This window comes from Nocardia sp. alder85J (assembly GCF_020176955.2).
Lineage (GTDB): Bacteria > Actinomycetota > Actinomycetes > Mycobacteriales > Mycobacteriaceae > Nocardia.
Genome location: NZ_JAIUCZ020000002.1, coordinates 1,122,855 through 1,142,291 on the forward strand (window position 1 = coordinate 1,122,855; position 19,437 = coordinate 1,142,291).

The 19,437-nt window shown below is 71.0% G+C and carries 18 protein-coding genes; 9 read left to right on the plus strand and 9 right to left on the minus strand.

The annotated features are described in order from the left end of the window. Positions 1-89: 89 nt before the first annotated feature. The 3 genes from LBW94_RS11230 to LBW94_RS11240 all read right to left on the minus strand — a co-directional run bounded on the left by LBW94_RS11230 (position 90) and on the right by LBW94_RS11240 (position 1,736). On the minus strand, positions 90-788 hold the full coding sequence (locus LBW94_RS11230) for an HNH endonuclease family protein (RefSeq protein ID WP_225053718.1): 699 nt from the start codon (positions 786-788) through the stop codon (positions 90-92). Positions 789-1,111: 323 nt separating this feature from the next. Further along, positions 1,112-1,294, minus strand: coding sequence for a DUF6011 domain-containing protein (locus LBW94_RS11235; protein ID WP_225053719.1), 183 nt, complete (start codon positions 1,292-1,294; stop codon positions 1,112-1,114). Between the two features lie 82 nt (positions 1,295-1,376). After that, positions 1,377-1,736, minus strand: a complete 360-nt coding sequence (locus LBW94_RS11240; protein WP_225053721.1) for a hypothetical protein — start codon at positions 1,734-1,736, stop codon at positions 1,377-1,379. Positions 1,737-1,804: 68 nt separating this feature from the next. Here LBW94_RS11240 and LBW94_RS11245 point away from each other — a divergent pair, with 68 nt between their 5' ends. Together LBW94_RS11245 and LBW94_RS11250 are read left to right on the plus strand one after the other, a co-directional pair. Further along, entirely contained in the window at positions 1,805-2,770 is a 966-nt protein-coding gene (locus LBW94_RS11245; RefSeq protein ID WP_225053722.1) for a Clp protease N-terminal domain-containing protein, read from the plus strand. A gap of 7 nt (positions 2,771-2,777) precedes the next feature. Then, entirely contained in the window at positions 2,778-3,893 is a 1,116-nt protein-coding gene (locus LBW94_RS11250; RefSeq protein WP_225053724.1) for an FAD-dependent oxidoreductase, read from the plus strand. 383 nt (positions 3,894-4,276) lie between these two features. Here the strand turns inward: LBW94_RS11250 and LBW94_RS11255 are convergent, their stop codons facing one another. Further along, positions 4,277-5,455: a thiolase family protein gene (locus LBW94_RS11255; RefSeq protein ID WP_225053726.1), complete on the minus strand. Its 1,179-nt coding sequence runs from the start codon at positions 5,453-5,455 to the stop codon at positions 4,277-4,279. A 147-nt stretch (positions 5,456-5,602) separates the two neighbouring features. Here LBW94_RS11255 and LBW94_RS11260 point away from each other — a divergent pair, with 147 nt between their 5' ends. Beyond that, on the plus strand, positions 5,603-6,220 hold the full coding sequence (locus LBW94_RS11260; RefSeq protein WP_225053727.1) for a TetR/AcrR family transcriptional regulator: 618 nt from the start codon (positions 5,603-5,605) through the stop codon (positions 6,218-6,220). 10 nt (positions 6,221-6,230) lie between these two features. Here the strand turns inward: LBW94_RS11260 and LBW94_RS11265 are convergent, their stop codons facing one another. Further along, positions 6,231-6,707, minus strand: coding sequence for a zinc-binding dehydrogenase (locus LBW94_RS11265; protein WP_266270576.1), 477 nt, complete (start codon positions 6,705-6,707; stop codon positions 6,231-6,233). A gap of 471 nt (positions 6,708-7,178) precedes the next feature. Continuing rightward, entirely contained in the window at positions 7,179-7,424 is a 246-nt protein-coding gene (locus LBW94_RS11270; protein WP_225053729.1) for a hypothetical protein, read from the minus strand. A 90-nt stretch (positions 7,425-7,514) separates the two neighbouring features. On the opposite strand from LBW94_RS11270, the gene LBW94_RS11275 reads away from it, so the two are divergent. The 5 genes from LBW94_RS11275 to LBW94_RS11295 all read left to right on the plus strand — a co-directional run bounded on the left by LBW94_RS11275 (position 7,515) and on the right by LBW94_RS11295 (position 14,609). Continuing rightward, positions 7,515-8,150, plus strand: a complete 636-nt coding sequence (locus tag LBW94_RS11275) for a TetR/AcrR family transcriptional regulator C-terminal domain-containing protein (protein WP_225053730.1) — start codon at positions 7,515-7,517, stop codon at positions 8,148-8,150. A 247-nt stretch (positions 8,151-8,397) separates the two neighbouring features. Beyond that, entirely contained in the window at positions 8,398-9,183 is a 786-nt protein-coding gene (locus LBW94_RS11280) for an SDR family oxidoreductase (protein ID WP_225053732.1), read from the plus strand. 207 nt (positions 9,184-9,390) lie between these two features. Next, the gene (gene rox, locus LBW94_RS11285; RefSeq protein WP_225053733.1) at positions 9,391-10,815 is read left to right on the plus strand and encodes a rifampin monooxygenase; all 1,425 of its coding nucleotides are present in this window, start codon (positions 9,391-9,393) and stop codon (positions 10,813-10,815) included. A gap of 307 nt (positions 10,816-11,122) precedes the next feature. Then, the gene (locus tag LBW94_RS11290) at positions 11,123-12,001 is read left to right on the plus strand and encodes a formylglycine-generating enzyme family protein (RefSeq protein WP_225053871.1); all 879 of its coding nucleotides are present in this window, start codon (positions 11,123-11,125) and stop codon (positions 11,999-12,001) included. Between the two features lie 100 nt (positions 12,002-12,101). Further along, positions 12,102-14,609, plus strand: coding sequence for an arylsulfatase (locus LBW94_RS11295; RefSeq protein ID WP_416276863.1), 2,508 nt, complete (start codon positions 12,102-12,104; stop codon positions 14,607-14,609). Positions 14,610-14,686: 77 nt separating this feature from the next. Here LBW94_RS11295 and LBW94_RS11300 read toward each other — a convergent pair whose 3' ends face one another. From LBW94_RS11300 to LBW94_RS11310, 3 genes are all read right to left on the minus strand, one after another. Continuing rightward, entirely contained in the window at positions 14,687-16,441 is a 1,755-nt protein-coding gene (locus LBW94_RS11300; protein ID WP_225053735.1) for an ABC transporter ATP-binding protein, read from the minus strand. Between the two features lie 271 nt (positions 16,442-16,712). Then, entirely contained in the window at positions 16,713-16,838 is a 126-nt protein-coding gene (locus LBW94_RS11305) for a hypothetical protein (protein ID WP_255633581.1), read from the minus strand. Continuing rightward, positions 16,831-17,829, minus strand: coding sequence for an alpha/beta hydrolase fold domain-containing protein (locus LBW94_RS11310; RefSeq protein ID WP_225053736.1), 999 nt, complete (start codon positions 17,827-17,829; stop codon positions 16,831-16,833). Before LBW94_RS11310 ends, LBW94_RS11305 begins: the two co-directional genes overlap by 8 nt. A gap of 284 nt (positions 17,830-18,113) precedes the next feature. Between LBW94_RS11310 and LBW94_RS11315 the strand changes: the two genes are divergently transcribed. Further along, positions 18,114-19,424, plus strand: coding sequence for a S1 RNA-binding domain-containing protein (locus tag LBW94_RS11315; protein WP_225053738.1), 1,311 nt, complete (start codon positions 18,114-18,116; stop codon positions 19,422-19,424). Positions 19,425-19,437 lie beyond the last annotated feature (13 nt).

Consider the following 19,437-nt stretch of genomic DNA (forward strand, 5'->3'; position numbering starts at 1 on the left):
CCGGGACCGGCATTCCCAGTGGTGGCGGGTTCGGACGGGCGGCCGGGACCGCCACGCGGGCCGTGGCTGTGCCCGGCGGCCGGTCCGGCTCAGCAGCTGTGCAGGATGTGGTCCATCGCGTCGCGCTCGGCCTGCGTCACCCACAGGCCGTAGATCGACTTCACCTGGATCTGATGTTCGACGTAGACGCAGCGGAACGACGCCACCGGCGGCAGCCACTCCGCGGCGTCGCCGTCGCCCTTGGCCTCGTTGGTCGGGCCGTCGACCGCCATCAGATTGCGCGGATCGTTGGCCAGGGACGTGCGCTGCGCCACGCTCAACTGCTGCGCGCCGGTCTCCCAGGCATCACCGAGGGGAACCATGTGGTCGATCTGCACGGTGGTGCTCTTCGGCCCGCGCTCGAAGCCGATCGTCTTGCCGGTGTACGGATCGTGCAGGGTGCCGGACTGGATCTGGCAGCCGGCGGCGGGCGCGACGTCGGTGAGATCCCGCCGCAGGATGTCGTTGCGGGTGTCGCACTTGTTGTGCCCGCCGGGGGCGTCGTTGTCGTCGGTCCACGCCGTGCCGAACTTGTCGCGGCTGTATCCGGCCATTCCGACGCCGGCCTTGACGGGCAGCGTGGCCAGCAACTGCCCGGCATCGCCGGGGCTCATCGGCCCCTGCTGGCTGGACCCCGCCGGAGCGCCGCCGCTCACGGGTGCACTCACGGGTGTCGTGCTCGATTTACAGCCGGACAGCAGTGCGGCGACCGCCAGCACACTCAACGACAGCCTGGTGACGGTCCTCATCGATCATCCTTCGAAAACGCAGCAAATCCGGTGCCGGAGCGCCGATCTGCCCAGCGCGCTCCGGGTGGGGTCAATTGTGCATCACAGCAGTGTGATTCGATGCACCGACGTCCACTACTCGCGCACCCCGGTCGACGTCGCCACTGTGTTGCCGGTATCGGCATTCCCGAGGTTCCGGCCGAAACCCCCTCGCGCAGCCCATTTCACGACACCGCGGTTCCGGTGCGGGACGTCGCCGGTCCGGACGGACCCCGTGCGGATCCGCCGCGGGCCTCGCCGGTGGCGGCCGTGCGTGGCCGGGAAGCGTTCCGCCGCGCGACGATTCAGGCGGCGATGTCGAACAGGGTCAGTTCCGCGCGGGCGGCCGCGCGTTGTTCGGCGCGCTCGCGCACGGCGCAGGTGGGCCCGATACCCTCGGCGACCGAAGCCGCCGAGACGAGCCAGCCGTGGCAGCGGCGGCAATGGGTGACGAGTCGGACCTCGGGGCTGTCCTCGGTGGCGGCCATGTCGATCTCCTCCGGCCGTGGGTAGGGCTGTCCGAAGGGTCGCACACGGTACCGACATTCCGGCCGGACCGGGACCGGGCGCCTACTTCCGTTCCAGCGCGGCCAGCCGCAACTCGAGCTGGTCGACCCGATGCCGCAGCAGCGCCACCTGCGCCTCCAGGCCGACCTCCCGTTCCGCCCGGCGCTGAATGCGCGGCGAGGCGGCGGCGCGCTCGATCACCGCGTCCAGCCGCACCAGCCGCTGTGGCCCGTTCGGGCCGTCCACCAGCCGGGATCGGATCTCGCCGTTGCGATACCAGGACCGCAGGGCCGAGCGTGACACGCCGGTCTCGGTCTCCGCCCGGGTCAGCGTGACCCAGGGCGCCTCGTCCAGCTGCTCGAACAGCGCCAACTCGTCCTGCCAGCGCGCGAGCCGGTCCTCCCAGTCCGACGGTGACTCCATCGCACCCTCCCTTCACTACGGTCACCCTGTCTATAACAGTGTATTGACAGGGTTGCGACCATGGGAACATGCCATTCGAGAGATTCACGGTCAAAGCCCGGCAGGTCGTCGTCCGCGCCCAGGAGGCGGCGCGACACCTCGGGCACAACTACATCGGCACCGAACATCTGCTGCTGGGGCTGCTCGACGTGCCCGACGGCACCGCCGCGGAGGCGCTGCACCGGCTCGGCTACGACAAGGAGGCGGCGCTGGCCGAGATCGCCGCGCTGGTCGAGCCCGGCACCGCGAAGCCCGTCGGCCACATCCCGTTCACCCCGCGCGCGAAGAAGACCCTGGATCTGGCGGTCCGCGAGGCGGCACAGCTGCACCACACCCACATCGGGACCGAACACCTCCTGCTCGCCCTGGTCACCGAGGGTGCGGGCGTCGGTGCGAAGGCACTGGCCGCGCGAATCGAGCCGATCGGCCGCATCCGCGCCGCCGTACTGGCCGAATCGCCGGACCTGCCGGACACCGCGGCGGCCGGTTCGTGGCCGACCGGCACACCGGCCATCCGCGACGCCGTCGCCACCGCCACCGCGCTGGCCGGCGGCGCACCCGTCGGCAGCCACCACCTGCTCGAGGCGATGCTGCGCGCCGAGAACAGCATGGCCGCGCGGGCGCTGCGCGAACTCGGGATCGATCCGGACGCCGTCGCCGCCGCACTCGACGACCTGGACCCGGAGACGACCACCGACGCGAACCCGGAGGAGGCCGCCGGCCGCCGGATGGAGATCCGGCTGACCGGCGACGAGGTGCACATCGTCCTGCGGGACCCGGCCACCGTCGACCTCGCCCGGCAGGTCACCGCGCTGTCCGACGGCCCGATCCACGGCAACGGGCCGGTCGCGGGTCTGTTCGTCCCGCTGTGGCGCGCGACCGGCGAGGTGTTGCAGCAGATCCGCCGCCTGCTGGAACCCGAACCCGCCGAACCGGCCGCGAACACCGTCACCACGGCCGTCCGTGCCGCGCTCGCCCCCCGGCTGCGGCGGTGAACCGGCCGTGACCGTCACCATCGCCGGCGCGGGCCTCGCCGGCCTGACCCTCGCCCGGGTCCTGCACCTGCACGACATCGACGCCGTCGTCTACGAACGGGACGCCTCGCGCGACGCCCGCGGCCAGGGCGGAATGCTCGACCTGGACACCCACACCGGTCAGCGCGCGCTGCGCATCGCGGGCCTGATCGACGAATTCCACGCCGTCGCCCGCGCCGCGGGCCAGGACATGCGGCTGCTCGAACCCGACGGCACCCTGCTGCTCCAGGAGGACACCCCCGACGACGCCCCGCTCGGGCGACCCGAGGTCGACCGCGCCGACCTGCGCGCCCTGCTGCTGGACTCGCTGCCCGCACCCACCGTGCGGTGGGACCGCCGCATCGACCGGGCCGGCGACGGCCTGCTCCACTTCACCGACGGCGGCACCGCGGCCTACGACCTGCTGGTCGGCGCGGACGGCGCCGACTCCCGGGTCCGCGCGCTGCTCACCACCGCCCGCCCGGCGCCCCTCGGCCAGCACGTCGTCGAACTCGGCATCCCCGAAGCCGACCGCACCCACCCCGCCCTCGCGGCGATGGTCGGCCGCGGCAACTACTGGGTCCTCGGCGACGGCCGCACCCTGACCGCGCAACGCAACGGCGACGGCCGTATCCGCGTCTACCTGGGCTTCCACGACTCCGACCCGGACTGGTTCGCCACCAGCGCGATCCCCTTCCACGACCCGGCCGCGGCCCGGACCAGGCTGCTCGACCTGTTCGCCGACTGGGACCCCCGATGCACCGCCCTGATCACCGCCTGCGACGACACCATCGCGCGCAGGTCGCTCGAGGCGCTCCCGCCCGGCCTGACCTGGCCGTCGCAGCCGGGAGTCACCCTGATCGGCGACGCCGCGCACCTGATGCCGCCGGTCGGCCACGGCGCGAACCAGGCCCTGCTCGACGGCGCCCTGCTCGGCCTCGCCCTGGCCGAGCACCCGCACGACGTCCGCACCGCCGTCGCCGGCCACGAACGCGAGATGTTCGACCGCACCGGCGCCGTCGCCCGGCAATCCGCCCGGATGCAGCAGACCCTGGCCGCCCCGGACGCCGCCCGCCGCCTGCTCGCCTTCTTCCAACCGGGCTGAACGCCAACCACATTCAGCTGCGGCGTGGCAGTCGGGCCGTCATCGCGACCGACAGCCGAGCAACCACGGCAACAGGAATCGTTCGCACGGCAACCGGCGCACGACCCGTCGTGCCGGCCGGAACGTCGCAGCGGAGGCCCGGATTTGCCGCCGCGGCAACGGGATTCGGGCGGCCCATGCCGACGGCAGGCCCGGCGGCGGTACCGATCACCGGGTGGGTACCGGAGCGACGCCGGGCACCGCCGCGCCGATCGCATGCGGCCATCGGCATTCGGCTGTCCGAGCAGGTCGCCGCAGCAACCGGCACCACCGCGGCCGCACCCACCGGTAGCGAGTGCGGCAGTCGGTGAACCGGTCGCTGGGGCCGGTGACTACCGGGTGGCTCAGAGCCGTTCGATGATGGTGGCGTTGGACATGCCCGCACCCTCGCACATGGTCTGCAAGCCGTAGCGACCGCCGGTGGCCTCCAGGTGGTTGAGCAGGGTGGTGAGCAGTCGCGCACCCGAGGCGCCGAGCGGATGGCCCAGGGCGATCGCGCCGCCGCGCGGGTTCAGCCGCTCGGGGTCGGCGCCGAATTCGCGCTGCCACAGCAGGGGGACCGGGGCGAACGCCTCGTTCACCTCGTAGGCGTCGAGGTCGTCGATGCGCAGGCCGGAGCGGTCCAGGGCGCGCCGGGTGGCGGGGATCACGCCGTCGAGCATCAGCATCGGATCGCTACCGGTGACGGCGAAGGTGTGGAACCGGGCCCGCGGCCGCAGACCCAGCGCGGCGGCCTTCTCCTCGCTCATGATCAGCACCGCGGCGGCGCCGTCGGTCAGCGGGGAGGAGTTGCCGGGGGTGATCCGCCACTCGATCTCGGGGAAACGCGCGCCCAGCGCCTCGTCCCGGAAGGACGGCCGCAGCCCGGCCAGCCCGGCGGCGGTGGTGCTCGCGCGGACCGTCTCGTCGGTCGTGCGGGCCACGCCGTCGACCTCGATCGGCAGGATCTCGGCATCGAAACCACCGGCGGCGGCGGTGGCCGCGGCTCGCGCGTGCGACCGGGCCGAGTACTCGTCGAGGGTGTCGCGGTCCAGCTTCCAGCGCGACGCCAGCAACTCCGCCGAGATGCCCTGGTTGACCAGACCCTCGGGGTAGCGGGCCGCGACCGCCGGGCCGTTGGCGTCGGCGCCCAGGGTCGCGGTGCCCATCGGCACCCGGCTCATCGACTCCACCCCGCACGCGATCACCACGTCGTAGGCGCCCGCGATCACGCCCTGGGCCGCGAAATGCGCCGCCTGCTGGCTGGAGCCGCACTGCCGGTCCACCGTGGTGGCCGGCACGTGCTCGGGGAATCCGGCGCCGAGGACGGCGCTGCGCGCGATGTTCAGCGCCTGCTCGCCGGCCTGGCCGACACAGCCGCCGATAACGTCGTCGACCAGCCCCGGGTCGATACCGGTGCGGGTCACCAGCGCGCTCAGGACCTGCGACAACAGCGCGGCCGGATGGATACCGGACAGTTGCCCGCCCGGCTTGCCCTTACCGGACGGCGTGCGCACGGCATCGACGATGACAGCGGTGGTCATGGACTCCTCCTCGTGGGCCGGCAACACGCCGACGGTGATCTAACGATCGCTAGATAAGCCCGGAGGGTCAAGAAATGTCGTGGTCTTCGAGAGATGGGTCACAAACTATCTAACGCTCGCTATATGCGGGCTACTGTCCGGTGTCTGATGGCCACGCACGAATCCGCCGCCGAGACCCCCGCCGACTGGCGGCGCTACGAGCCGCTGGAACTGACCCCGCTGCTGACCGCGGCGCTGGACGCCTTCTACGAGAACGGTTTCCACGGCACCACGGTCCGCGACATCGCCCGCCGGGTCGGGCTGACCGTGCCCTCGCTGTACTATCACCACGAGAGCAAGGAAGGCGCCTTCGTCACCCTGCTCGAACTCGGCACCGGGGAGGCCGCCGGGCGGGTGCGCGCCGCCGCGGCGACCGGTTCCGGCTCCCGGGAACAGTTCGCGAACGTGATCGAGGCGCTGGTGCTGCACACCACGTACCGGACCCGGCTGGCCGCACTGGATCTGGAACTGCGCCACCTGTCCCCCGACAATCGCAAGCGTTACGCCGCCCGCCGCAAGGAGATCGAGACGGTGCTGTACGACGTGCTGACCGTGGGGGTCGCCGACGGCACCTTCGACGCCGCACACCCCGACGAGACCGCTCGCGCCCTGCTCGGTATGTGCCAGTCGATCGCGCGCTGGTATCAGCCCGACGGCCCGCTGGGCCCGCACGAACTGGCCGAACGCTACGTGGGCATCGCCCTGGCCGCCGCCCGGGCCCGGTGACGCTCGCCGCTCAGGGTGTGACGACCAGCCTGCGGCCGGTGGAATCGGTTCTCCGCCAAGCATTCTCGATATCGCTCAGCGGCACCCGGTCGAGTTCGGCGACCAGCTGCCCCGATCGGGCCCAGTCCACGATCCGGCCGTACCCCTCGGCCATCGTTTCCGCATTCGAACCCTTCGCGGCGCCGTAGATCTCGACCCCGGAGGTGCGCAGGCTCGCGGCGGTGACGGTGAGGCCGGGCCCGGCCGCCTCACCGACCTGGACCAGCCGGGTCGGGGGCGCGAAGGTGAACGAATCCGGAACCAGTGTGCGCAAGAGGATCTCGGTGGGCCGCCCCCACAGATAGTCCAGCACCACGTCGTATCCGGTACCGCGGGCCGCGGTGAACGCGCGGGCCAGCTCCGCATCGGAGACCGCCGTGTCGATGACCGTGTCGGCGCCGAGTGCGCGCACCTCCGCCAGCTTGGCCGGGTCGCGCCCGGTCGCCACGATCCGCCCGGCACCCAGCAGGCGTGCGACCTGGACCGCCAGCCGCCCCGGTGGCGCCCTGGATCAGGACGGTCTCCCCGGGTGCGAAACCGGCGGCGGTACTGATCGACAGGCCGGTCACGGCCGTGGCCAGCACCGTCGCGACCGCCGGATCGAGACCGTCGGGAATCGGGGCATATCCCTGGTCGGACACCACGGTCCGCTCGGCGAGGGCGCCGTAGGGTGCGCGCGGGTTGCCGAAGCCGACCAGGGTGCCGTCCGGTAGCGTGCCCACACCGTCGAAGGCCGGGATCATCGGGAACTGCCCGGCGAAGGCCGCACTCGCGTAATGCGTTCCGGCGGTGATCATCCGGTCGACATTCTCCACGGCGACGGCCTTCACCTCGATGATCACCTCCCCCGCGCCGGCCACCGGATCGGGGAAGTCCTCGTAGCGGGGCACCCCGCCGAGCTCGTGCAGGACCGCCGCCTTCACCGCATCGCCTGCCCGAAGAAGGCCGCGATCCGGTGCTGCCAGCCCACCAGGATGCGCGGCGGCCGCGCGGGTGTGTGGTTCCACCGCTCGTGCCGCGCCCGGTGACCGCCGCTCGGTCGTGGTGACCGGCCGTGCCGGGCCGTGCCCTGATGTCCGGGACCGTGCTCGGTGTGCTCCGGCACCCCGGGCACCCGGTGGGTCGCCCGGTGCAGCCGCTCCAGCATCGAATGTCCTTGTGTCATAGCTGTTCTCCTGTGCGGTGCGACGACTCCCGCCGCCGCGTCTCTATCAGTGATAGAGAGAACTCTATCACTGATAGACTGCCCGTGGAGGTGCGGATTTTGGCATTGGACCGAGAACGGATCGTCGCCGAGGCGGTCGCCCTGCTCGACGCCGAGGGACTCGACGGCGTCACGCTGCGCAAACTGGCGGCCCGCCTCGGCGTGCAACAGCCGACCCTCTACTGGCACCTGCCCAACAAGGCGGCCCTGATCACCGCGCTCGCCGAAGCGATCCTCGGCCAGGAGTTCGGCGAATCCGCCCCGCCCGCGCCGGAACAACCCTGGCAGGACTGGCTGGCCGGCCTCGCCGAGCGGCTGCGCCACGCCCTGCTGGCGCACCCCGACGGTGCCCGCGTGCTGTCAGCCTCCCAGCTGTCGCTGAAGATGGCCGAACTGTCCGACCTGTCCATGCGCACCCTCGCCGAGCGCGGGGTGCCGCTGCGGCAGGCCCGGGTCATCGTGCTGACGGTGCAGCGGTTCACCGTCGGCCACGTCCTCGAGGAACAGGCCCCGCGCCCGGACCCGGCCGCCCTGGCGGAGTTCGACATGACCACCTTCACCGACCGGCACCCCACCCTGGTCGCCGCCATCACCGAATACTTCACCCCCGGCGTCACCGTCGACGACCTGTTCCGGGACTGTCTGGACGTGGTGATCGCCGGAGCCGTCGCCCGCGCCGGCGCCTGAGGGGTCGCCGGAGGCGGTATCCCCCTGACGCGGCGCAGATACCATGTGGCCGAACATCTTTCGCCGTCCGGGACTCCGGTCGGCGCAGGCCCGCTCGCATCGGGCCGCCCGGTGCACCTCGGCAGGCGGTGCCGGTGACGATCGGTGCCGTCTGTGGCATCGTGATCGTCGCGGACTCGATCCGCCGGACCTGTGCCGCCGCCCGGTCCGCCGGGTGAGCAGTACCCAAGGCCGGGAAGAGGTTTCGATGACAGCGGGAGCGGGTCGCACCGGGCGCAGGTATGTGGTGACCGGATCGGCCTCCGGGATCGGCGCGGCGACGGCGGCATTGCTGCGGGCTCGCGGGGCGGAGGTCATCGGCTGCGATCTCGACGAGGCCGAGGTGGTCGCCGATCTGTCCACGGCCGACGGCAGACGCTCGCTGGTCGAGCAGGTGAGCGCGCTCGGCCCGATCGATGCGGTGCTCGCGATCGCCGGTGGCGGCCGCACCGGTCTGCTGGAGACGAACTACTTCGGGGCGGTGGCGACCCTGGAGGGGTTGCGGCCGTTGCTGACCGGCAGTGCGGCGCCGCGCGCGGTGGTGGTGTCGTCGACCTCCGCGCTGGCGCCCGCGGACGAGCGGATCGTGCAGGCCTGTCTCGACGGCGACGAACCGGCCGCCCGCGCGCTGCTCGCCGCGAACCCCGCGCTCACCGACGCCGCCTACGGGATCGCCAAGCGCGCCCTCAATCGCTGGGTGCGCCGTGCCGCGCCGACCGCCGACTGGGCCGGCGCCGGTATCGCGCTCAACGCCGTCGCCTCGGGGGTGGTCGACACTCCAGCTGCCGCATGGATTCTCGCTGACAACGCCATCCGGCGGGCCGTCGAGACGGCCGCGCCGCAACCGTTCGGTGGATTCCCGGGGCGCCCGGAATGGATCGCCGAACTGATCTGCTGGCTCGGCGGCGCCGACAACCACTTCGTGACCGGGCAGATCGTCTTCGCCGACGGGGGCAGTGAGGCCGCGCTGCTCGGGGATCTGCATTGGCGCTGACTGCCGCGACGGCGGCACGCCGAATCGGGGACGTTTTCTCTCCCCACTTCAACATATAACGCATCGGGGGGCTTGCCGCAAGGCCCGGGGTATGCGGCACAATCTCCCGCCGAAGCCGGTACCTGCGGAAATCGTGGATTCGCGAGGGTGCGGCGCCGCATTGTGCGGCGGCCGGTGCAGTGGCGGAAACGAGGATTGGGGCGGTTCATGTTCGATGTGATCATCGCCGGTGGCGGGCCCACCGGTCTGATGCTGGCGGCCGAATTGCGGATGCGCGGGGTGCGCACGCTCGTCCTGGACAAGGAGCCGGAGCCGACCCCGGTGGTCCGCTCGCTGGGGCTGCATGTGCGCAGTATCGAGGTGATGGATCAGCGCGGGCTGCTGGAACGGTTTCTCGCGCTCGGCAAGCGGTACGACGGCGGCGGTTTCTTCGCCGCCATCGACATGCCGTGGCCGCCGCACCTGGACACCGCGCACGGCTACGTCCTGGGCATCCCGCAGCCGATCACCGAGCGGCTGCTCGCCGAGCACGCCACCGAACTCGGCGCCGAGATCCGGCGCGGCAGCGAGGTGACCGGCGTGACCCAGGACGAGCAGGGCGTGACCACGGAACTGGCCGACGGCAGCACGCTGCGGTCGCGTTACCTGGTCGGCTGCGACGGCGGCCGCAGCACGGTCCGCAAACTGCTCGGCATCGACTTCCCCGGCGAACCCAGCCGGGTGGAGACCCTGCTGGGCGAGATGGCGTTGAGCGCGGACCCGGAGACCTTGGCCACCGTCACGACCGAGGTTCGCAAGACCCAGAAGCGTTTCGGCGCAGGACAATTGGCCGACGGAATGTATCGGGTCATCGTGCCCGCCGCCGGGCCGGTCTCCGAGCGCGCGGTCGCCCCCACCTTCGAGGAGTTCCGCGCACAGCTGCAAGCGGTGGCCGGCACCGATCTCGGCGCCCACTCCCCGCGCTGGCTGTCGCGCTTCGGCGATGCCACCCGGCTGGCCGAGCGCTACCGGTCCGGCCGGGCGCTGATCGCCGGGGACGCCGCGCACATCCATCCGCCGACCGGCGGGCAGGGCCTCAACCTCGGCATCCAGGACGCCTTCAACCTCGGCTGGAAGCTGGCCGCCGAGATCGCCGGCTGGGCGCCGGCCGGACTGCTGGACAGCTACGAGATCGAGCGGCGTCCGGTGGCCGACGCCGTCCTGGACAACACCCGCGCGCAGATGGCACTGCTGGCCACCGAGCCCGGCCCGCTGGCGGTGCGGCGGCTGCTGACCGAACTGATGGGCATCGAGGAGGTGAACCGCCTGCTGGTCGAGAAGATCACCGCTATCGGCATCCGCTACGACTTCGGCGACGGCCCCCGGCTGCTGGGCCGCCGCCTGCGCGACCTGCCGCTGAAACAGGGCCGCCTCTACGAACTGCTGCGCACCGGCCGCGGCCTGCTGCTCGACCGCACCGGCACGCTGTCGGTGACCGGCTGGACGGACCGGGTCGACCACGTCGCCGACGCCACCGAGGAGCTGGACGCCCCCGCCGTCCTGCTGCGCCCCGACGGCCACGTCGCCTGGATCGGCGACGACCAGCAGGATCTGAACGCTCACCTGCCCCGCTGGTTCGGCGCCCCCGCCTGATCCGGGTGCCGCCACGTCGGCCGGCCCCGCTGCCCCGGCGGTGATTCTGCTGCGGCGCAACCGTTCTTGTTCTCGTGGTGGCCCCGCCGGCGGCCCGATGCGCCCGGCAGTGGCGTGTCGCTGTTCGAGCGCGTCGCGACAGAGGGGGCCGGCGGGGCGCGTGGCGACGCCATTGCGGCACGCCGGTCCGGGAACGGCCCGCCGGCCTCGCTCGCTGGAGTAGGTTGGCCCGGCGCACTGTCTTTTCCGGTCGATCGGCAGGAGGTTCGCGGTGGGGTCGGGGCACGCGGTGGCGGTCCGCAAGGGCATGGTGCGGGTGCCCGGTGGCATATTCGCCATGGGTTCGCTGGAATTCTTTCCGGAGGAGCAGCCGGTGCGCGAAACGAGTGTGGAACCTTTCTGGATCGACGCGCATCCGGTCACCAACGCGGCCTTTCATCGATTCGTCCGGGAAACCGGGTATTCGACGGTGGCCGAACGGGATCCGGATCCGGCCGATTTCCCGGACGCCGAGCCCGCGGAGCTGGTGCCGGGGGCGCTGGTCTTCCGGCCCACCGCCGGGCCGGTGCCCCTGGATCACTGGTGGCAGTGGTGGTCGTATGTGCCCGGGGCGAATTGGCGTCACCCCGGCGGCCCGGGCACGACTCTGGACGGGCGCACCCGGCATCCGGTCACCCAGATCGCCTATCCGGACGCGCTCGCCTACGCCGCGTGGGCCGGCAAGTCGCTGCCCAGCGAGGCGCAATGGGAATTCGCCGCGCGCGGCGGGCTGGCGGCGGCGACCTATCCCTGGGGCGACGAGTTCGCGCCGCGCGGACGGCGGATGGCCAACACCTGGCTGGGGCGGTTCCCGTGGGAATTCCTGCCCGGCCGAGGGCAATCCGCGCGGCCGGGCACCACCGCCGTCGGCAGCTATCCGCCCAACGGTTACGGAGTGTTCGACATCGCGGGCAACGTCTGGGAATGGACCCGCGACCATTACCGTCCGGACCATCACGACCGGCCCGCGGCCTGCTGCGCCCCACAGCCGGTGAGCGTCGAGCGATGGGATCGGCGGGTCATCAAGGGCGGTTCGTATCTGTGCGCACCGGACTACTGCCTGCGTTACCGGCCCGCCGCCCGGCAGGGCCAGTCCGAGGACACCGCGACCTGTCATCTCGGATTCCGCTGTGTGACCGCCGACTGATCGACCCGGGCAGTCATATTCGCCACGTATTCGCGGCATTCGGATAACGGCGATCTGGTTAGGGACCGGCGGAACTGCGCGCGCTGTCTAGCCTGCTGACATGACGCCGTCCGATGACGAGCAGCACCCGTCGCAGGAATCCGATTCCCGGCACCCGCGCCGGGGATTGTCGAGACGTTCGATGCTCGGCGGCCTCGCCGCCGCCGGGGTGGGCGCGGCGGCGGTCCCGCTGGTCGCCGGCTGCGATCACCACGCCGCCGACGGCCCACCCGGTTACGGCACCGGCATCGCCGACGGCTTCGACGGCAAGATCGCCCTCGACGTGCGCGACTCCACCCCGGACTGGAAACCCTTCGAGACGAAGAAGGCCCCCGAGGGCGCCCCGAACGTCCTGGTGGTGCTCTACGACGACACCGGGATGGCGGCCTGGTCGCCCTACGGCGGCCGTATCGAGATGCCGGTCATGCAGCGCCTGGCCGACAACGGGCTGACCTACACCCAGTGGCACACCACCGCCCTGTGCTCCCCCACCCGCTCCTGCTTCCTGACCGGCCGCAACCACCACGTGAACCGCTTCGCCTCGATCGCGGAGGGCACCACCGGATTCCCGGGCTCGGCGGGCCGGCTGCCCGCCCAGTGCGCGACCGTCGGCCAGGTGTTGCAGGACAACGGCTACAGCACCTTCTGGCTCGGCAAGGATCACAACGTGCCGCTGGAGGACGTGTCCGGCGGCGGCAGCCGGGCGGAGTGGCCGTTGCAGAAGGGATTCGACCGCTTCTACGGTTTCCTCGGCGGCGAAACCAATCAGTGGTACCCGGCCCTGGTCGAGGACAACAACTTCATCGAGCAGCCCGCCACTCCGGAACAGGGCTATCACCTTTCGAAGGACTTGGCCGACAAGGCGATCCGGATGCTGCGCGACCAGCGCTCCAGCAATCCGTCCAAACCCTGGTTCCTGTGGTTCTGCCCCGGCGCCAACCACGCCCCGCACCACACCCCGACCGACTACGCCGACAAGTACAAGGGCAAATTCGACGACGGCTACGAGGCCTATCGGGACTGGGTGCTGGCCCGCATGATCGGCAAGGGCATCATGCCGCAGGGCACCGCGCTGACCCCGATCAACCCGCTGCCACAGGATGTGGCGCTGGCCGCCGACGCGGTCCGGCCGTGGAACACCCTCAATGCCGACGAGAAGAAACTGTTCGCACGGATGGCCGAGGTCTACGCCGGCTTCTCCGAATTCACCGACGCCCAGGTGGGCCGCATCATCGAATTCCTGGAGCACAGCGGGCAACTGGACAACACGATCGTCTTCTACTGCGCCGACAACGGCGCCTCCGGTGAGGGCTCCCCGAACGGCTCGGTCAACGAGAACAAATTCTTCAACGGCTATCCCGACGACCTCGCCGAGAACATGAAGTATCTGAACAAACTCGGCACCCCCGACACCTACAACCACTATCCGACCGGCTGGGCCACCGCATTCTCCACACCGTTCCAGATGTTCAAACGGTACTCGCAGTTCTCCGGCGGCACCTGCGACCCGATGGTCGTGCACTGGCCCAAGGGCATCAAGGCCAAGGGGCAGATCCGCCACCAATATCATCACGCCGTCGACGTCGTGCCGACCATCCTCGACGTGGTCGGCATCCCGATGCCGAAGGAATACCGCGGCGTGAAACAGTATCCGCTGAACGGGGTTTCGATGCGCTACAGCTTCGACGACGCCCAGGCCGCCACCACCCGCAAACGCCAGTACTACGCGATGCTCGGCACCCGCGGCATCTGGGCCGACGGCTGGAAGGCGTCGGCGCTGCACGCGCCGATCAGCGGTAGGGGCCATTTCGACCAGGACCGGTGGGAACTGTTCCACGTCGACGCCGACCGCTCCGAATCCGCGAATGTCGCCGACAAATACCCGGACAAACTGAAGGAACTGATCGCGGCCTGGGACGAGGAGGCCCGCGACAATTTCGTGCTGCCGCTCGACGACCGGACCGCGGTGGAAATTCTGGTGGTGGAACGGCCGCAGACCGAACCCCCGCGTACCCGCTACCTCTACTATCCCGATGCCGCACCGGTTCCCGAGGGTGTGTCGGCCAACATCCGCGCTCGCTCCTACAAGATCATCGGCAATGTCGAGCTGCAATCCGGCGCGCAGGGGGTGATCTTCTCGCAGGGCTCCCGATTCGGCGGCCACGCGCTGTTCCTCGCCGGCGGCGCACTGCACTACGTCTACAACTTCCTCGGCATCGCTCCGATACAGGATTTCGTCGCCCCGGCGCCGGCGTCGGGCAAACATTCCCTCGGCATGGAGTTCGTCCGCGAGAAGGCCGGGCCGTACGGCGAATCCCTCGGCACCACCACCCTGTACATCGACGATCATCCGGTCGCCACCGGGCCGATGCGCGCGCAATCGGGTACGTTCGGACTCTCCGGTGAGGGCCTGTGCGTCGGCTACGCCACCGGCGACCCCGTCTCGCCGCAGGTGCCGAATCCGAGCGCGTTCACCGGCGGCACCGTCCAGGTGGTCATCATCGACGTCAGCCCGGAGTCCTTCCTCGACCTCCAGCGCGAGGCCGCCGTCGCGCTGGCCAAGGACTGAGCGCCACCCCGAATCACCGCGCGCGGCAGCGGAAACGGCCTCGGGCCGGGGCCGGACAGGCCCCGGCCCGGGTGTTTTCAGCCGGCGCGGACCGGCGCGCCGAGGAATCCCCCGGACTGCCGCCGCCACAGTTGCGCGTAACTGCCCTCGCCGCGCAGCAGTTCGTCGTGGGTGCCCTCCTCGACGACACGGCCGTGGTCGAGCACCACCAGCCGGTCCATCCCCGCGACGGTGCTGAGCCGGTGCGCGACCACCAGCGCGGTGCGGCCGGCCATCACCCGCCACAGCGCCTGCTGCACCAGCAGTTCGCTCTCCGAGTCCAGCGCGCTGGTCGCCTCGTCGAGCAGCAGGATCGGCGCGTCCCGCAGGATGGCGCGGGCCAGCGCGACCCGTTGCCGTTGCCCGCCGGACAGTTTCACCCCGCGCTCCCCGATCAGGGTGTCCAGGCCCTGCGGCAGCGCATCGGCGAACTCGGTGACGTGCGCCGCCGCGGCGGCGGCCCGCACCTCGGCGTCGGTGGCCCCCGGGCGCGCGAACCGGATGTTGTCGGCGAGGGTGCGGTGGAACATCCCCGGATCCTGCGGGACGTAGGCGATCAGGCTGCGCAGATCGGCCTGCCGCAGCCGGGAGATGTCCTGCCCGCCGATGGTGATCCGGCCGCCGTCGACATCGGCCATCCGCAGCAGTAGCTGGGTCAGCGTGGACTTCCCGCCGCCGGAGCGGCCGACCAGGCCGATCTTGGCGCCGCCGGGCACGGTCAGATCCAGCCCGCGGAACAGCGGCGGTGTGCCCGGATGCCCGAAAACGACCTGCTCGAACCGCACCTCGGTGCCGCCGGGCCGCAACGGTTCCGGATCCGCGGGATCGAGGATCGTCGGCGGGGTCAGCAGCAGTTCGGTGAACTGGGCGGCCTCGGTCAGCGCGCTCTCCAGGCGGCGGTAGATCATGTTGAACCGGAACATGATCGAGGTGGCGTTCCAGTAGTAGGTGAAGGCCACCAGCACCATCTCCACCCCCGCGTGCCGGCCGTGTGAGGCCAGCGCGATCGCCAGCCCGGCGACATTGGTGACCACCACCAGCGGGGTCACCACCGTATCGATGCGCTGATTCGAATAGTCCCAGGAACGCATCGCCTTCACCCGGTGGTCGGCGACCCGGCGGCGATGTTCGGCGGCCTCGGCGGGTTCGGCCGCGAACGCCCGCACCACCTGGATATTGGCCACGCTGTCGGCCACGTGCCCGGACACCGCCGCCACCGCGGCCTCCCGCTCGTCGACCAGCCGCTGCCGCCGCCGGATCAGCGGCGTGATCAGCACCGCCGTCAGCACGATCAGCCCCAGCAGCACCGCGACCAGGACCGGGTCGTAGCGCCACAGCACCACCGCCGCGAACGCCAGCGGCACCACCGACGCCACCAGATCGAAGGACAGGGTGTCCACGAATTCCTCGAACCGGGTGGCGAAACTCAGCGACCGTTTGGTGAGCGAGCCCGCGAAATTGGTGTGGAAGAACGCCGGATCCTCGGCCAGCAGCGCCTCCATCGCGATGATGTAGAGGCTCTCGATGCCGTGCGCGTCGATCCGGTTCATGTAATGGAATCCGATGCGCCACAACACTTCCGCGAGAAACAGCAGCCCGCCGAAGGTGAACAGGTAGGGCAGCAGCGCCGCGGGCCCGGCCGGTCCGGCGGTCAGCCGATGCACCACCATCGCCACCACCAGCGGCGCGGCGTACAACTGGCAGACGTTGCCGAGTGCCGGGGCCAGCATCGCCGCCGCCGCCGACCACTTGCGGCGGGTCAATTCTCTTCCGTAGTAACGTAATACGAGCATGAGGGCAGAACCCCGCGATGACATGGAACCCCTCTCGAAGCACGTGTGTTCGAGCAAGACGAACAGCCATGGTGCCGGACCGGCACCACCCACGCCACCGAATTACCGCCCGGTACGCGCGATTTCGTCCCGTCCGGCCGGTTCGTGCCGAAAAATGAACGGGCCCCGACTCGGTCGGGGCCCGCGGGATTCGAGGCGTCGCGGCGGTGGGATTCCTGGCGTCGGCCGTGGGATTCGGGACCTCGCCGGTCGTCGGGGGCCGCGCCCGTGGTCAGCGCGCGGTCGCGCTGACCAGCCGGGTGGGCAGGAAGGGGCTGCCCCACCACATGCGCGGGCCCGGATTGCGCAGGTGCGCGTCGGTGAGCCCGAGGTCGCGGGCCGATGCGATGTCATCCATGGTCACCTCGCCGGGGTGCGGAAACGAGTGGCGCCGATCCGGCCGGGTACAGCCGGGTCCGCAGGAAGGCCACGATATCGCGACGCGCGGGGCGGGCGGCGGGCACCAGACCCGGGATGCTGAGGAAGGCGTGCGTGGCCCGGGGATAGCAGACCAGGTCGGCGGCGGTGCCGAACGCGCGCAGCCGCTCCGCGTAGCGACGGCCGTGGTCGGCCACCGGATCGACATCACCGGTGACGATCAGCGCCGGTGGCAGCCCGCCGAGATCGTCGAACAGCAGTGGCGAGACCGTGCGCGGATCGAGGGTCGGGGGCACACACAGCCGCCGGGCCAGCAGCAGCCGCGACGGCGGCAGCATCGGGTCGTCGGACGGTTCGACCGAGGGATAGTCGGCGATGGTCTCGGACCAGTCCACACACGGGTAGTTCAGCACCTGGGCACACAGCGGCGGGCCCTCGGTACGCGCGCGCAACGCCAGCAGTGCGGCGAGGGTGCCCCCGGCGCTCTCCCCGAGCACCGCGACCGCCGTCGGGTCGACACCCCAGTCCGCGGCCGCGCCGACGAGGTGGGTCAGCGTGTCGTACCCGTCGTCGACGGGCGCGGGCAACGGATGTTCGGGAGCCAGGCGGTACTCCACCGCGACCACCACCGCCGGGCAGCGGGCCGCGAGCCGGCTGTTGAGCCAGTCGTTCTGCGCGGCGGTGCCGCCGAAGAAGCCGCCCCCGTGGAAGGACAGGATCAGCGGCAACAGCCGGTCCGCGTGTCGCGGGCGGAACACCCGCAGCGGCAGGTCACGGCCGGGCAGGGCCAGGGTGGTCACCGCCGGGCGGGCCCGGCGGTCGGGCACCCCGGCGACGATGCGCGCCGCGCGCGAGGACGCGATCCGGTTGGCCTGCTCGCGGGCCGCGATCACCTCGGCGGCGGTGGCGTCCGGCCGATCATGGGCACGCCGGAGCAGGCGGGTGCCCAGTGGAGCCTTGTTTCCAGACATAGCGGTAGCGTCGCCCGCGGCGGCGGCCGGCGTCTTGGAGAAATGTTCCCCGGGGGCGGCAACGGTGTGGCCCGGCGCCCGCGGCCGGGCCGATGTGAGAGCCTGTGGGCCTGTCGGCTGCGCGGTATCGCGGACCGTCGTCGAAAATAGCTGTATGACTTGTATTTCATTCGTGGCCCGGCGGCGGCGGTGTGGTCGTCCGGTCGTGGCGGCCGTCGGTGCGGGGCGCGAATGTCGTTGGTGACTAACGGGGATCGGTCGGTAGACTGCGTGCGAGGGGAACTATGACCAATCGAAACCGGAACGACCGCAACGGCCACCACGGCCACCACGGCCCGGGCACAGTGCCCGACAGCCCGGGTGGAGAGCTGCCCGCCGAGCGCGAGATCGACTCGGCCGCAGGCGTTTCCGTGAGCGACGCCGGAGTGGTCGGAGACGGCCCGGAGCTGGCCGATGTGGCCGCGGGCGATGCCACGGCGGGTGACGCCGCCGCTGGTGATGCCACCGTGGGCGACGCCGCCGCGGGTGCCGTGGGCGACGCCGCCGCAGAGGAGGCCGCCCCGGGTGAGCGGGAGGGCAGGCCGGGTCCGGCCAAGCGCCGCGGGCGCAACGAGCGGGTCTGGGGTGAGCTCGAGGAGCTGCACGAGAAGGGCGAGGCCGTCCGCGGCACCGTCACCGAGGTGGTCAAGGGCGGCCTGATCGTGGACGTCGGTCTGCGCGGCTTCCTGCCTGCCTCGCTGGTGGAGATGCGGCGGGTGCGCGACCTCCAGCCCTATGTCGGCCGGGAGATCGAGGCCAAGATCATCGAGCTGGACAAGAACCGCAACAACGTGGTGCTGTCGCGCCGGGCGTGGCTGGAGCAGACCCAGTCCTCGGTGCGCAGCGAATTCCTGCTCCAGTTGCGCAAGGGCCAGGTCCGCAAGGGTGTGGTGTCGTCCATCGTCAACTTCGGCGCGTTCGTCGACCTCGGTGGCCTGGACGGGCTGGTCAACGTCGCCGAATTGTCCTGGACGCACATCGAGCACCCCGGCGAGGTGGTCCAGGTGGGTATGGAGGTCACCGTCGAGGTGCTCGACGTCGACCTGGCCCGTGAGCGGGTGTCGCTGTCGCTGAAGGCCACCCAGGAAGATCCCTGGCGGCGGTTCGCCCGCAACCACGGGATCGGGCAGATCGTGCCGGGCAAGGTCACCAAGCTGGTGCCCTTCGGCGCGTTCGTTCGCGTCGAGGACGGCTTCGAGGGCCTGGTACACATCTCCGAACTGGCCGCACATCGCGTCGAGACGCCGGAGCAGGTGATCGCCGTCGGTGACGACGCGGTGGTGAAGGTCATCGATATAGATCTGGACCGGCGGCGGATCTCACTGTCGCTACGGCAGGCCAATGAGGACTACTACCCCGAGTTCGACCCGTCCAAGTACGGCATGGCCGACAGCTACGACGACGACGGCAACTACATCTTCCCCGAAGGCTTCGACCCCGACACCAACGAATGGCTGGAAGGGTACGAGGAGCAGCGCGACGAATGGGAGTTGCGCTACGCACAGGCGGAACACCGCCACAGCCTGCACACCGCCCAGATCGAGAAACTGAGCTGACCGGTCCGTAGCG

Coding starts and splice junctions, on each gene's coding strand:
- LBW94_RS11230 (WP_225053718.1), bottom strand. CDS start 788: ATGAGGACCGTCACCAGGCTGTCGTTGAGTGTGCTGGCGGTCGCCGCA.
- LBW94_RS11235 (WP_225053719.1), bottom strand. CDS start 1,294: ATGGCCGCCACCGAGGACAGCCCCGAGGTCCGACTCGTCACCCATTGC.
- LBW94_RS11240 (WP_225053721.1), bottom strand. CDS start 1,736: ATGGAGTCACCGTCGGACTGGGAGGACCGGCTCGCGCGCTGGCAGGAC.
- LBW94_RS11245 (WP_225053722.1), top strand. CDS start 1,805: ATGCCATTCGAGAGATTCACGGTCAAAGCCCGGCAGGTCGTCGTCCGC.
- LBW94_RS11255 (WP_225053726.1), bottom strand. CDS start 5,455: ATGACCACCGCTGTCATCGTCGATGCCGTGCGCACGCCGTCCGGTAAG.
- LBW94_RS11260 (WP_225053727.1), top strand. CDS start 5,603: ATGGCCACGCACGAATCCGCCGCCGAGACCCCCGCCGACTGGCGGCGC.
- LBW94_RS11270 (WP_225053729.1), bottom strand. CDS start 7,424: ATGACACAAGGACATTCGATGCTGGAGCGGCTGCACCGGGCGACCCAC.
- LBW94_RS11280 (WP_225053732.1), top strand. CDS start 8,398: ATGACAGCGGGAGCGGGTCGCACCGGGCGCAGGTATGTGGTGACCGGA.
- rox (WP_225053733.1), top strand. CDS start 9,391: ATGTTCGATGTGATCATCGCCGGTGGCGGGCCCACCGGTCTGATGCTG.
- LBW94_RS11290 (WP_225053871.1), top strand. CDS start 11,123: ATGGTGCGGGTGCCCGGTGGCATATTCGCCATGGGTTCGCTGGAATTC.
- LBW94_RS11295 (WP_416276863.1), top strand. CDS start 12,102: ATGACGCCGTCCGATGACGAGCAGCACCCGTCGCAGGAATCCGATTCC.
- LBW94_RS11300 (WP_225053735.1), bottom strand. CDS start 16,441: ATGCTCGTATTACGTTACTACGGAAGAGAATTGACCCGCCGCAAGTGG.
- LBW94_RS11305 (WP_255633581.1), bottom strand. CDS start 16,838: ATGGATGACATCGCATCGGCCCGCGACCTCGGGCTCACCGACGCGCAC.
- LBW94_RS11310 (WP_225053736.1), bottom strand. CDS start 17,829: ATGTCTGGAAACAAGGCTCCACTGGGCACCCGCCTGCTCCGGCGTGCC.
- LBW94_RS11315 (WP_225053738.1), top strand. CDS start 18,114: ATGACCAATCGAAACCGGAACGACCGCAACGGCCACCACGGCCACCAC.